Origin of the sequence: Streptomyces sp. Qhu_M48 (assembly GCF_051305195.1) — a bacterium.
Classification (GTDB): domain Bacteria; phylum Actinomycetota; class Actinomycetes; order Streptomycetales; family Streptomycetaceae; genus Streptomyces.
Genome location: NZ_CP195432.1, coordinates 5,344,529 through 5,357,255, shown reverse-complemented (window position 1 = coordinate 5,357,255; position 12,727 = coordinate 5,344,529). Strand labels below are relative to the sequence as shown.

General features: G+C 73.7%; 11 protein-coding genes. 9 read left to right on the top strand and 2 right to left on the bottom strand.

What is annotated here, in order from left to right:
• Positions 1-155: 155 nt before the first annotated feature.
• Together ACRRSS_RS24200 and ACRRSS_RS24195 are read right to left on the bottom strand one after the other, a co-directional pair.
• A complete protein-coding gene (locus tag ACRRSS_RS24200; RefSeq protein WP_435973220.1) occupies positions 156-1,979 on the bottom strand; it encodes an AMP-dependent synthetase/ligase in 1,824 nt (607 codons plus the stop codon).
• Positions 1,980-2,266: 287 nt separating this feature from the next.
• The gene (locus ACRRSS_RS24195; RefSeq protein WP_435973219.1) at positions 2,267-3,133 is read right to left on the bottom strand and encodes a LysR substrate-binding domain-containing protein; all 867 of its coding nucleotides are present in this window, start codon (positions 3,131-3,133) and stop codon (positions 2,267-2,269) included.
• 207 nt (positions 3,134-3,340) lie between these two features.
• Here ACRRSS_RS24195 and ACRRSS_RS24190 point away from each other — a divergent pair, with 207 nt between their 5' ends.
• The 9 genes from ACRRSS_RS24190 to ACRRSS_RS24150 all read left to right on the top strand — a co-directional run bounded on the left by ACRRSS_RS24190 (position 3,341) and on the right by ACRRSS_RS24150 (position 12,646).
• The gene (locus ACRRSS_RS24190) at positions 3,341-4,408 is read left to right on the top strand and encodes a bile acid:sodium symporter family protein (RefSeq protein ID WP_435973218.1); all 1,068 of its coding nucleotides are present in this window, start codon (positions 3,341-3,343) and stop codon (positions 4,406-4,408) included.
• A 57-nt stretch (positions 4,409-4,465) separates the two neighbouring features.
• A complete protein-coding gene (locus ACRRSS_RS24185; protein WP_435973217.1) occupies positions 4,466-4,987 on the top strand; it encodes an isochorismatase family protein in 522 nt (173 codons plus the stop codon).
• The gene (locus tag ACRRSS_RS24180; protein ID WP_435973216.1) at positions 4,984-5,367 is read left to right on the top strand and encodes a (2Fe-2S) ferredoxin domain-containing protein; all 384 of its coding nucleotides are present in this window, start codon (positions 4,984-4,986) and stop codon (positions 5,365-5,367) included. Before ACRRSS_RS24185 ends, ACRRSS_RS24180 begins: the two co-directional genes overlap by 4 nt.
• Before the next feature lie 173 nt (positions 5,368-5,540).
• On the top strand, positions 5,541-6,491 hold the full coding sequence (locus tag ACRRSS_RS24175) for a beta-ketoacyl-ACP synthase III (RefSeq protein WP_351901258.1): 951 nt from the start codon (positions 5,541-5,543) through the stop codon (positions 6,489-6,491).
• A gap of 213 nt (positions 6,492-6,704) precedes the next feature.
• Complete coding sequence (locus ACRRSS_RS24170) at positions 6,705-7,262, top strand: hypothetical protein (protein ID WP_435973215.1); 558 nt, start codon at positions 6,705-6,707, stop codon at positions 7,260-7,262.
• A gap of 311 nt (positions 7,263-7,573) precedes the next feature.
• Positions 7,574-8,236: a class F sortase gene (locus ACRRSS_RS24165; RefSeq protein WP_435973214.1), complete on the top strand. Its 663-nt coding sequence runs from the start codon at positions 7,574-7,576 to the stop codon at positions 8,234-8,236.
• Positions 8,237-8,480: 244 nt separating this feature from the next.
• Positions 8,481-9,662: an ROK family transcriptional regulator gene (locus tag ACRRSS_RS24160; protein ID WP_351901253.1), complete on the top strand. Its 1,182-nt coding sequence runs from the start codon at positions 8,481-8,483 to the stop codon at positions 9,660-9,662.
• Between the two features lie 498 nt (positions 9,663-10,160).
• Positions 10,161-11,648 (top strand): sugar ABC transporter ATP-binding protein, encoded by a 1,488-nt coding sequence (locus ACRRSS_RS24155; RefSeq protein WP_435975412.1) that lies wholly within the window; start codon positions 10,161-10,163, stop codon positions 11,646-11,648.
• Positions 11,645-12,646: an ABC transporter permease gene (locus ACRRSS_RS24150; RefSeq protein WP_435973213.1), complete on the top strand. Its 1,002-nt coding sequence runs from the start codon at positions 11,645-11,647 to the stop codon at positions 12,644-12,646. The genes ACRRSS_RS24155 and ACRRSS_RS24150 overlap by 4 nt, the downstream gene beginning before the upstream one ends.
• The last annotated feature ends 81 nt before the right edge of the window (positions 12,647-12,727 follow it).

Sequence of the window (12,727 nt, the reverse complement as noted above, 5' to 3'; positions counted from 1 at the left end):
GAGGGAACCTTGCTGTCCGTGCTCACGTGGGAGGGATCCTTACGTTGTCGCGGTTCGTGACGGCCGTACGCCCCCTGGGGGCCGTACGGAGTACTCCCAGCGTCAACGATCACGGGCCGCCCCGCATTCCGGCCCGCCCGCCCCGTCCCCCGGGGTCAGCCGTACAGCGCCGCGACCTCCGCCGCGTACGCCCGCTCGATCGCCTTCCGCTTCAGCTTCAGCGACGGGGTGAGCAGCCCCTGCTCCTCACTGAACGGATGCGCCAGGATCCGGAACGTCCGGATCGACTCCGCCTGCGAGACCAGCGTGTTCGCCGCCACCACCCCCCGACGGATCTCCGTCTCCAGGGACGGATCACGCACCAGCTCGGCCGGCGCGAGCGGCGCCCGCCCCTGCATCGCGAGCCAGTGCTCCACCGCCTCCTGGTCGATCGTCACCAGGGCCGCGATGAACGGCCGGTCGTTGCCTACCACGATGCACTGGGCGATCAGCGGATGCGCCCGCACCCGCTCCTCCAGGCCCGTCGGAGCGACGCTCTTGCCGCCCGAGGTCACGAGGATCTCCTTCTTGCGCCCGGTGATCGTCAGATAGCCGTCCTCGTCCAGGGCGCCCAGGTCCCCGGTGGCCAGCCAGCCGTCGTTGAGGACCGCCGCGGTCGCCTCGGGGGCGTTGAGATATCCGGAGAACACCTGACCGCCGTGGAGCCACACCTCGCCGTCCTCCGCGATGTGCACCGTCGTGCCCGGGACCGGCTGCCCGACCGTGCCGTACCTCGTCCGCTCGGGAGGGTTCGCCGTCGCCGCCGCCGACGACTCCGTCAGGCCGTACCCCTCGAAGACCGTCACCCCCGCCCCCGCGAAGAACAGCCCCTGCCTGCGGTCCATCGCCGAACCGCCCGACATCGCGTGCCGCAGCCGCCCGCCCAGGGCCGCGCGGACCTTCCCGTACACCGTCTTCTCGAAGAACTGGTGCTGCACCCGCAGCGCCGCCGACGGCCCGGGCCCCGTCCCGAACGCCCGCTGCTCCAGCGCCTCCGCGTAGGCGACCGCCACGTCCACGGCCTTGTCGAACGGGCCCAGCTTCCCCTCCCGCTCCGCCTTGCGCCGCGCCGCGTGGAAGACCTTCTCGAAGACGTACGGAACGGCCAGGACGAAACTCGGCCGGAAGGCCGCGAGGTCCGGCAGCAGCTCACCCGCCGCCATCACCGGCTGGTGCCCCAGCTTCACCCCGCTGCGCACCGCCGCGACCTCCACCATCCGCCCGAAGACGTGCGCGAGCGGCAGGAACAGCAGCGTCGAGGCCTCTTCCCCCGGCCGGGAACGGAACACCGGCTCCCAGCGGCCCACCAGCATGTCCGTCTCGAACATGAAGTTGGAATGGGTGATCACACAGCCCTTCGGGCGGCCCGTCGTCCCCGACGTGTAGATGACCGTCGCCACCGTCTCCGGGGTCACCGCCCGCCGGTGCCGGTGCACGACGTCCTCCGCGATGTCCGCCCCCGCCGCCGTCAGCTCCGCCACCGCGCCCGCGTCCAGCTGCCACAGCCGCCGCAGCAGCGGCAGCCGGTCGACCACCGAGCCGATCGTCATCGCGTGGTCCTCGTGCTCCACCACACACGCCGTGACCTCGGAGTCGTGCAGCGCCCAGAACACCTGCTCGGCGGAGGACGTCGGATAGATCGGCACCGGCTGCGCGCCGAGCGTCCACAGGGCGAAGTCGAAGAGCGTCCACTCGTAGCGGGTACGGGCCATGATCGCGACCCGGTCGCCGAACCGCACACCCTCCGCGACCAACCCCTTCGCGAGACCGAGGACCTCGTCCCGGAACCGCGCGGCCGTCACGTCCCGCCACGCCCCGTCCGGGCCCTTCCGGCCGAACGTGACCCGGTCCGGTTCGGCCACGGCCAGCTCGAACACGGCGTCCGCCAGACCGCCGACCTGAGGCGCCGCCTCGACGGGCGGCACGGTGAACTCGCGCACTGACCTGCTCCTCGGACGGCTCGGTGGCTGGAAAAGCTCGTTGTAGCGCTCCGTACGGCGCGGGTGACGGTACCCCACCCGACTGCCCGGCGGGAGGGCCTTCACCAAGCCGGGACATTCGGTGTTCTCACAGGTCAGGACGGGTAGGAGAGCCAATTCAGGGATACGCCGGGGCCGTTACCGACCGAGCGGTACGCCCACCCGGCGGGAATCTCCACGGAATCTGTACCGGCCGCTCACGCAGTGCCACCACAAGCACCCGGCTCCCGTACGCGTCGCCCGCTCCCTCAGCCCGGCCGGTGCAGCCGGTCGCCGCCCGCCAGGATCGCGTCCGCCAGCGCGTCCGCCGCCTCCTGCACCGCCCCGCCCCGCCGCCCCCCGCGCAGCACGAAGCCCACCTCACCCAGCTCCGGCAGCCCCGCCCGCGCCGGAACCGGCACGAGCCCCGGCGGCACCATCCCCCGCGTGTGCGCCATCACGCCGAGCCCCGCCCGGGCCGCCGCCACGTTCGCGCTCAGACTCGAACTCGTGCACGCGATCCGCCACGCCCGCCCCTGCGCCTCCAGGGCTTCCAGGGCCCGCGCCCGGGTGATCCCCGGCGGCGGATACACGATGAGCGGCACCGGCCGGTCCGGATCGAGCCGCAGTCCCGGCGCCCCGATCCAGATCAGCGCGTCCTCCCACACCAGCCGCCCCTCGCTCTCCCCACCGCGCCGCTTGGCCAGGATCAGATCGAGCCGGCCGGCCGCGAGCCGGGCCTGGAGCGTGCCGGACAGCTCGACCGTCAGCTCCAGATCGACCTCGGGATGCTCACGCCGGAACGACTCCAGGATCTCCGGCAGCCGGGTCGTCACGAAGTCCTCGGACGCCCCGAAGCGCAACCGCCCCCGCAGCCGCGTCCCGCCGAAGAAGGCCGCCGCCCGCTCGTGCGCCTGAAGGATCGTGCGGGCGAAGCCGAGCATCGCCTCGCCGTCCTCCGTCAGCGCCACCCGGTGCGTGTCCCGGGTGAACAGCGGCCGGCCGGTCGCCTCCTCCAGACGCCGTACGTGCTGGCTGACCGTCGACTGACGCAGCCCGAGGCGGTTCGCGGCCCGCGTGAAGCTCAGCGTCTGGGCCACGGCGAGGAAGGTGCGCAGGTGCGTGGGCTCGTACACAGGACGACGCCACCGCTCATCGTCAACCGTGATGACAGTCAGAGCGCTGTACGGGATTCCCGATCACCGACCCGTGGAGCAGGATGGACCCGCGCGACCCACCCCGGAGCGCGCGGCCGCCACTCACCCCCGGAGCGCGCGGCCGCCACCCAATCCGGAGCGCGCGGCCGCGACCACCCCCGGCAGTGCACCAGAGCAGTGGAGCCCATGACCGTCCGTACCCCAGGCCCCACCCCGGCCCGCGCCCCGGCCCGCGCCCCGCGCCGTACCCTCCGCCGGCCGTCCTGGCTGCCCGTCGACGGATACGTCCTGGCCCTGCTCGGCACGGTCGCCCTCGCCGCGCTCCTCCCCGCCTCCGGCACCGCCGCCGACGTCACGGAAGGGGCGTCGACCGGGGCCGTGGCGTTCCTCTTCCTCCTCTACGGGGCGCGGCTCTCCACCCGCGAGGCCCTCGACGGCCTCAGGCACTGGCGGCTCCACCTCACCGTCCTCGGCTCCACCTTCCTGCTCTTCCCGCTCCTCGGCCTCGCCGCGCGCGGCCTCGTCCCCACCGTCCTGACCCCGCAGCTCTACAGCGGCTTCCTCTTCCTCTGCCTGGTGCCGTCCACCATCCAGTCCTCCATCGCCTTCACCTCGATCGCCCGGGGCAACGTCCCCGCCGCGATCTGCGCCGGCTCCTTCTCCTCCCTCGCCGGCATCGTCCTGACCCCGCTGCTCGCGGCCGGGCTCCTCGGCGGCAGCACGGGCGGCCTCTCCGCCGACGGCGTCCTGAAGATCGTGTTCCAGCTCCTCGTGCCGTTCCTGGCCGGACAGTTCCTGCGCCGCTGGGTCGGCGGCCTCCTCACCCGCCACAGGAAGGTCCTCGGGTACGTCGACCGGGGATCGATACTCCTCGTCGTCTACACCGCCTTCAGCCAGGGCATGGTCGCCGGCGTCTGGCACCTGGTGACCCCGGCCCGGCTCGGCCTCCTGCTCACCGTCGAGGCCGTCCTGCTCGCCGCGATGCTCGCCCTGACCTGGTACGGGGCCCGCCGCCTCGGCTTCGACCGCGCCGACCGGATCGCGATCCAGTTCGCCGGCTCCAAGAAGAGCCTGGCGGCCGGACTGCCGATGGCCAGCGTCCTCTTCGGCCCCCAGGCCTCGCTCGCCGTGCTCCCGCTGATGCTCTTCCACCAGATGCAGCTCATGGTGTGCGCGGTGATCGCCAAGCGACGGGCACGCGACGAGGAGACCCCGCGCGAACGCGCCGACCTCGCCGCCGCGACCGCCCCGTAGGCCGGATCACACCCCCGACCGCCCCGCGGTGATCATCCGGGCCGCTACCGTGCTCCCATGCCCGCACTCGATCCCGGCCGCACCGCGCTCGTCCTCGTCGACCTCATGGAGCGCATCGTCGCGCTGCCCCTCGCCCCCCGCCCCGGCACCGACGTGCTCGCCGCGGCCACCCGGCTCGCCGACACCTTCCGGGCCGCCGGCGCCCCCGTCGTCCACATCCGGGTCGACCGGCCGAACGTCGACACCCAGCCGCCCGGCAGCGACCTCGTCCCCGGCCTCGTCCGGGACGGCGAGCCCGTCGTCGTCAAGCGCACCATCGGCGCCTTCCACGACACCGGACTGCACGAACTGCTCTCCGGGCTCGGCGCCACCACCCTGGTCCTCGGCGGCATCGCCACCAACCTCGGCGTCGAGTCCACCGCCCGCGCCGCCTGCGACCTCGGCTACGACCTCGTCTTCGCCGAGGACGCCATGTCCGCGCTCACCGCCGACGAACACCGCGCCTCCGTCGACCTCGACTTCCCCCGCCTCGGCACCGTCGCCCCCGTCTCCGCGATCACCCTGGACGGACCCGAATGACCCCGGTGCCGATACGGTACGGGGCCCGCCCCTGCTCCCTCGTCGTCTGCCGGGGCTGCTGCTGCGGCGACGCCCGCAAGAACCCCGGGACCGACCACACCGGCCAGCTCGCCCGCCTCCGCGAGGCCGCCGCGACCTCCGGAGGCCGTCTCGCAGTCCGTACGAGCGACTGCCTCGGCCCCTGCGCCCAGGCCAACATCGTCGTCGTCCAGCCCTCCACCGAGGGCCGGCGACGCGGCGGCCGGGCCGCCTGGGTCGCGTTCGCCCTGGACGAGGACTCCCTCGACGAGATCCTCGCCTGGACGGAGGCCGGCGGCCCGGGAATCGTCCCGCCCCCGGCCACCCTGGCCCTCCAGATGATCGACCCGCCGAAGAACTGACCCCCCGCACGGCCGGCCCGACCCCGACGGGGCCCGTGCCGCGCCCGGGCCCTTGTCACGGTCGGCCAAGGGGTACGGGTGAATCTTGGTGGTTTACGTCACCTGTTACCCATCAGTCGCTGGCGAGACTGGGGGATCCTGCCGGCCGATCGACACACCAGGGGGTCCCGGGTATGACGGGCACTCGCATCGCAGCGCTCGGGCACTACCAGCCCGCCAAGGTGCTCACCAACCACGACCTCGCTACGTTGGTCGACACCGACGACGCGTGGATCACCAGCCGGGTCGGCATCCGCACCCGGCACGTCGCCGGACCGGACGAGCCCGTCGACGAGCTCGCCGCACACGCGGCGGGCAAGGCCCTGGCCACCGCCGGGCTCACCCCCGACGACATCGACCTCGTCCTCGTCGCCACCTCCACGGCCATCGACCGGTCGCCCAACATGGCCGCCCGTGTCGCCGCCCGCCTCGGCATGACCTCGCCCGCGACCATGGACCTCAACGTGGTCTGTGCCGGGTTCACCCACGCCCTGGCCACCGCCGACCACGCCGTACGGGCCGGCGGATCGCGCCGCGCCCTGGTCATCGGCGCCGACAAGATGACCGAGATCGTCGACTGGACGGACCGCACCACCTGCGTCCTCGTCGGCGACGGCGCGGGCGCCGCGATCGTCGAGGCGGTGGACGACGAGGGCGCCACGCCCGGCATCGGCCCGGTCCTGTGGGGCTCGGTCCCCGAGATGGGCCACGCCGTCCGCATCGAGGGCACCCCGCCCCGCTTCGCGCAGGAGGGCCAGAGCGTCTACCGCTGGGCCACCCAGCAGCTGCCCGCCCTCGCCCGGAAGGCCTGCGAGCGGTCCGGCATCACCCCCGAGGAGCTCGCGGGCGTGGTCCTGCACCAGGCCAACCTGCGGATCATCGAGCCGCTCGCCGCGAAGATCGGCGCCGTCAACGCGATCGTCGCCCGCGACGTCGTCGACTCCGGCAACACCTCGGCCGCCTCGATCCCGCTGGCCCTGGCCAAGCTCGTCGAACGCGGCGAGCTGAGCACCGGAGACCCGGTCCTGCTCTTCGGCTTCGGCGGCAACCTCTCGTACGCGGGCCAGGTCGTCCGGGTCCCGTAGCGGGGCCGCTCCGGGCCCGGGCTTCGGACCGGGACCGGGGGAGAGGGACGGTGACCGGGGCAGCGGAGCCGTACGGCCCGCCGTGCCCCGTTCGGCGGAGCCCGGTGGCGGCGCGCCGGGGCCGGACCTAGCTTCGATCGCGGTGAGGGTCGTCGTTCTCCGGACACGGAATCGCTCCGTGGCCGAGTCCCTCCCGTGAGCTGGAGGACCGCCATGCGCGCGATACGTGCCGCTTCCGCCGCTCTGCTGAGCGCCGCCGCCGTGGTCACGGTCGCGCCGATCGCCCTGGCCGGCGAGAACGACCACGGCATCACGTCGTTCGGCTTCTCCGTCACCCCCGAGACCGTCGCTCCCGGCGGCACCGTCACCCTCACGTCCGACGGCTGCGAGGTCCCTTCGGTGACGGTCACCTCCGGTGTGTTCGACACCGTGACCCTCGCCGAGGGCCGCCCGGGCAGCGCGACCGTGGACGTCGACGCCAAGGCGGGCGCCCAGTACGAGATCACCTTCGACTGCGAGGGCGAGCGCGGGACCACCACCCTCACCGTCGCCCAGGGCGACACCGGCGGGACCACGACCGGACACGACAACGGCGTGTCGTCCGGGGCCCACAAGGGCGTGAAGGCCGGCTACGGCACCGCCGCCACCTCCGGAGCGGACACCGAGGGCCTCGGCGTCGCCGAGGTGGTCACGGGCGTCCTGCTCATCGCCGGGGCGCTTGGCGCCGCCGTCGTCCTGACCCGCCGCCGCGCCGCCGACGGCCGCACCTGACGGCCGGGCCCCGGGGGGCTGAAACGGCCCCTCCGCCCCGGTGTGACGAGGTCCGGGACGGAGGGGCGCCACGACGGACGGTCGGGCGGGACGACGGCTCGACGTGGCGACGGTCGGGCGTGGCGACGGTCGGGCGTGACGACGGTGACGCACCACGACGGACGGACCCGACGACCGTGCGGCGTCACGACGGACGGGTGCCGTGACGGTGAGGGACCACGGCGACGGACGCCATGGCGGACGGGCACCGGCGCGCGGACATCGCCCCCGCGGCCACCACCGCGCGGACTCGACACGGCAGGAGAGCGGACGTGGGGCGTTCGGACGTGACGACGGGACGGCACGGCGCCTGGGGCCTCGTCGCCGTCGCCCTCCTCGTCGGCGTCCACCTCGTCCGCGGCGGCGCGGACGAACTCCGCGCCGAAGGCCCGCCACAGCCCCAGCCCCTCGCCGCCGCCGCACCCGATGTCGCCGGAGCCGCAGGCAGGCCCGCCCCCGTCTCCGTACCGGATCCGCTGCCCGCGTCGGCGCCCGTGCGGGTCCGCGTCCCCGCCGTCCGGATCGACGCCCCCGTCACGTCCGTAGGACTCGACGCCGACGGCTGGATCGAGGCGCCACCGCCCGAGGACGATCGGCTCGCGGGCTGGTTCACCGGGGCGGTCACCCCCGGCGAGCGCGGCACCGCCGTCGTGGTCGGCCATGTCGACACCCCGAACGGCCGCGCCGTCTTCTACGACCTCGGCGCCCTCGGCAGGGGCCACCGCGTGGAGATCGCGCGCCGCGACGGCCGGACCGCCGTGTTCGCGGTGTACGGGGTCGAGGTCGTCCCCAAGGAGGGCTTCCCCGCCGACCGGGTCTACGGCGACTCCGGCGCGCCCGAGCTGCGCCTGATCACCTGCGGCGGCCCCTTCACCGAGGAGAACGGCTACGCGGGCAACGTCGTGGTCTCGGCCCGCCTGGTGGAGGTCCGCTGACCGGCGACCGCCCTGCTCGACGTTCCCCCTCCCCACGACGTTCCTCTCCCCACGGGGTTCCCCCTCCCCACCCTTCTCCCGCGCCGACCCCTTGCTTTGTCCCCAACCGGGAAGAAGTCGGGGTCGATTCCTGCGCAACTTCTTCCCACCCCGGTACACCGCTGCTACGTTCCCCTCGAAAGCCCGCGGACGAGCGCGTGAGAGACACACGAGCGTGTACGAGAGGGAGGGGCGCGTGAGACGCATGACGGCACGACCTGCCAACCGGCATCAGGCGCGACTCCTCAGGCTGCTGCGCGACGGAGGACCCAACTCCCGGGCTCAGCTGGGAGATCAGATCGATCTCTCCCGCTCCAAGCTCGCCGTCGAGGTCGACCGGCTCCTGGAGACCGGTCTCGTCGTCGCCGACGGCCTCGCCGCCTCGCGGGGCGGCCGTCGCTCGCACAACATCCGGCTCGCACCCGAACTCCGCTTCCTCGGCATCGACATCGGCGCCACCTCCATCGACGTCGCCGTCACCAACGCCGAGTTGGAGGTGCTCGGACACCTCAACCACCCCATGGACGTCCGCGAAGGACCCGTCGCCGTCTTCGAGCAGGCCCTGTCGATGGCGGCGAAACTCCGCTCCACCGGACTCGCGGAAGGCTTCGACGGCGCCGGCATCGGCGTCCCCGGTCCCGTCCGCTTCCCCGAGGGCGTCCCCGTCGCGCCGCCGATCATGCCCGGCTGGGACGGCTTCCCCGTACGGGAGGCGCTCAGCCAGGAACTCGGCTGCCCCGTCATGGTCGACAACGACGTGAACCTCATGGCCATGGGGGAGCAGCACGCCGGCGTCGCCCGCTCCGTCGGCGACTTCCTCTGCGTCAAGATCGGTACCGGCATCGGCTGCGGCATCGTCGTCGGCGGAGAGGTCTACCGCGGTACGACGGGCAGCGCCGGCGACATCGGACACATCCAGGTCGAACCCGACGGCCGCCCCTGCGCCTGCGGCAACAACGGTTGTCTGGAGGCCCACTTCAGCGGCGCGGCCCTGGCCCGCGACGCCGAGGACGCGGCCCGCGGCGGCCGCTCGGAGGAGCTCGCCGCCCGGCTCGCGGCGGCCGGGCACCTCACCGCCGTCGACGTCGCCGCGGCCGCCGCCGCGGGCGACGCCACCTCACTCGCCCTCATCCGTGAGGGCGGCAACCGGGTCGGGCAGGTCATCGCCGGACTCGTCAGCTTCTTCAACCCCGGTCTGGTGGTGATCGGAGGCGGAGTCACCGGCCTCGGTCACAACCTCCTCGCCAGTGTCCGCACCCAGGTTTACCGGCAGTCACTGCCCCTGGCCACCGGCAACCTCCCCATCGTCCTCGGCGAACTCGGCCAGACCGCCGGCGTCACCGGCGCGGCCCGCCTCATCAGCGACCACCTCTTCTCCCCGGCGTAACACCCTCGTTCCGGGGTCGCGCGGGCACACGTTCGGCAACCGCGGAACGGAGGGGCACCGACCCCACCGGACGGCACCCGCCGGACCACCCGCACCCCCACCCGTCCAGGCGCGCCCGAACGGCCACCGCGACCGGCCGCACGGCCCCGCACGGCGCGCCGCAAGCACGCCGCCCCCCACGGGGACGGCACCCGCCCCACGTACCCCGCACCTCGCAAGCGCGGCCGCAGGGCCCGCACCGCGCCGCAAGCACGCCGCCCCCCACGGGGACGGCACCCGCCCCACGTACCCCGCACCCCGCAAGCGCGGCCGCACGGCCCCGCACCCGCCGGACGGCACCCCGCACCCGCACTCCGCAAGCACCGCACCACCCCCGTACCCCACCCGCACCACCCCCGTACCCCACCCGCCCCGCCGCACGGCGCCACCGCGCCCGCCGGACGGCCATCCGCCGAGGGGATCTCCGCCATGCCCCAAGCCCACCCGCCCCTGCTCACCATGGACGGCATCACCAAGTCCTTTCCCGGCGTCCGCGCCCTCGACGGCGTCGACCTGGAGGTCGCGCCCGGCGAGGTCCACTGCCTCCTCGGCCAGAACGGCGCCGGCAAGTCCACCCTCATCAAGGTCCTCGCCGGAGCCCACCAGCCGGACGAGGGCGGCATCACCTGGAACGGCGAACCCGTACGGCTCCGCTCCCCGAGCTCCGCCGTCCGCCTCGGCATCGCCACCATCTACCAGGAGCTCGACCTCGTCGAAGGCCTCTCCGTGACCGAGAACGTCCACCTCGGCCACGAACCCACCACCGCCGGATTCGTCCGCACCCGGGCCACCCGCACCGCCACCGCCGCACTCCTGAAACGCCTCGGCCATCCCGAGATCGACCCGGCCCGGCGCGTCGCCGAACTCTCCGCCGCCCAGCGGCAGATCGTCTCCATGGCCCGCGCCCTCTCCCACGACGTCCGCCTCATCGTCATGGACGAACCGTCCGCCGCACTCGACCCCGACGAGGTCGCCAACCTCTTCCGGATCGTCGCCGACCTCACCGCCGAGGGCGTCGCCGTCGTCTACATCTCCCACCGCCTGGAGGAGATCCGCCGCATCGGCGACCGCGTCACCGTCCTCAAGGACGGCCGGGCCGTCGCCCGGGGACTGCCCGCCGCGACCACCCCGACCCGCGAGGTCGTCGCCCTCATGACCGGCCGGGACGTCCCGTACGTCTTCCCCGACCGGCCCGCCCGGCCACCGGTCGGCGAACCCGTCCTCCGCGTCCAGGGCCTCGCCAGGAAAGGCGAGTTCGAGGCGCTCGACCTCGAACTGCGCCCCGGCGAGATCGTCGGACTCGCAGGCCTCGTCGGCTCGGGCCGCTCCGAGATCCTGGAGACCGTCTACGGAGCACGGAGGCCCACCGCCGGCCGGGTCCTCGTCGACGGGCGGCCCCTGCGCCCCGGCAGCGTCCCGGCCGCCGTCGCCGCCGGACTCGGCCTCGCCCCCGAGGAACGCAAGGCACAGGGCCTGCTCCTCCTCGAATCCGTCACCCGCAACGTCTCCGTCTCCTCCCTCGCCCGCTACTCCCGGGCCGGCTGGATCGACCGCGCCGCCGAGCGCACCGCCGCCCGGACCGCCACCCGGGAGCTCTCCCTCCGCCCCGACCACCCCGAGGTCCCCGTCCGCACCCTCTCCGGCGGCAACCAGCAGAAGGCCGTCCTCGCCCGCTGGCTGCTGCGCGGCTGCCGGGTCCTCCTCCTCGACGAACCCACCCGGGGCGTCGACGTCGGAGCCCGTGCCGAGCTCTACGCCGTCGTCCGCCGCCTCGCCGACGAAGGCCTCGCCGTCCTCCTCGTCTCCAGCGAGGTCCCCGAGGTCCTCGGCCTCGCCGACCGCGTCCTGGTGCTCCGCGAAGGCCGCGTCGTCCACCAGGCGCCCGCCCATGACCTCGACGAACACCGCGTACTCGACCTCGTGATGGAAGGGAGTCCGGCTCCATGACGCTCACCACACCGGCCAAGGCACCGGCCCAGGACGGCCGATGGCGCGCCATCGGCGTCAGGGCCGACGTCCGCAACCTGTCGCTGCTCGGCGTGCTCGTGGTCCTGATCGCCGTCGGCGGCCTCACCCGGCCCGCCGAGTTCCTCGCCACCTCCAACCTGCAACTCGTCCTGACCCAGGCCTCCGTGATCGGCGTCGTCACCGTCGGCATGACCTTCGTCATCACCAGCGGCGGCATCGACCTGTCCGTCGGCGCGATCGTCGCCCTCGCCTCCGTCTGGGCGACCACCCTCGCCACCCAGGAGTTCGGCTTCGCCGGCATCCTCTTCACGGCGGTCGCCGTGGGGCTCGGCTGCGGTCTGGTGAACGGCGTCCTCGTCGCCTACGGACGGATGGTCCCGTTCATCGCCACCCTGGCCATGCTGGCCTCGGCCCGCGGCCTCGCCCTCCAGATCACCGACGGCAGGACGCAGATCGTCACCGTCCCGTCCGTCCTCGACCTCGGCGTCCCCGACGCCTACGTCCTGGGGATCCCGCCGCTCGTCCTCGTCTTCGCCGCCGTCACCGCCGCCGGGTGGCTGCTGCTCAACCGGACGACCTTCGGCCGCCGCACGATCGCCGTCGGCGGCAACCCGGAGGCGGCCCGCCTCGCCGGCATCGACGTCCGCCGCCAGCGTCTCCTGCTCTACCTGCTCTCCGGACTGTGCTGCGGCATCGCCGCGTTCCTGCTCGTCGTGCTCGCCGGCTCCGGCCAGAACACCAACGGCAACCTGTACGAGCTCGACGCCATCGCCGCCGCCATCATCGGCGGCACCCTCCTCAGCGGCGGCCGGGGCACCATCGTCGGCTCCGTCCTCGGCGTCCTCGTCTTCACCACCATCACCAACATCTTCGCCCTCAACAACCTGCAGAGCGACGTCCAGCAGATCGCCAAGGGCGCGATCATCGTCGCCGCCGTCCTCGTCCAGCGCCGCACCGTCCGCGACAGCGAGACCTGACCGGCCCCGGCCCCGAACCCCCCTCCGCCCCTCCATCCCCTCCCTCCCCTTCACCACCGTCACCCGCTCGGAAGGGATCCA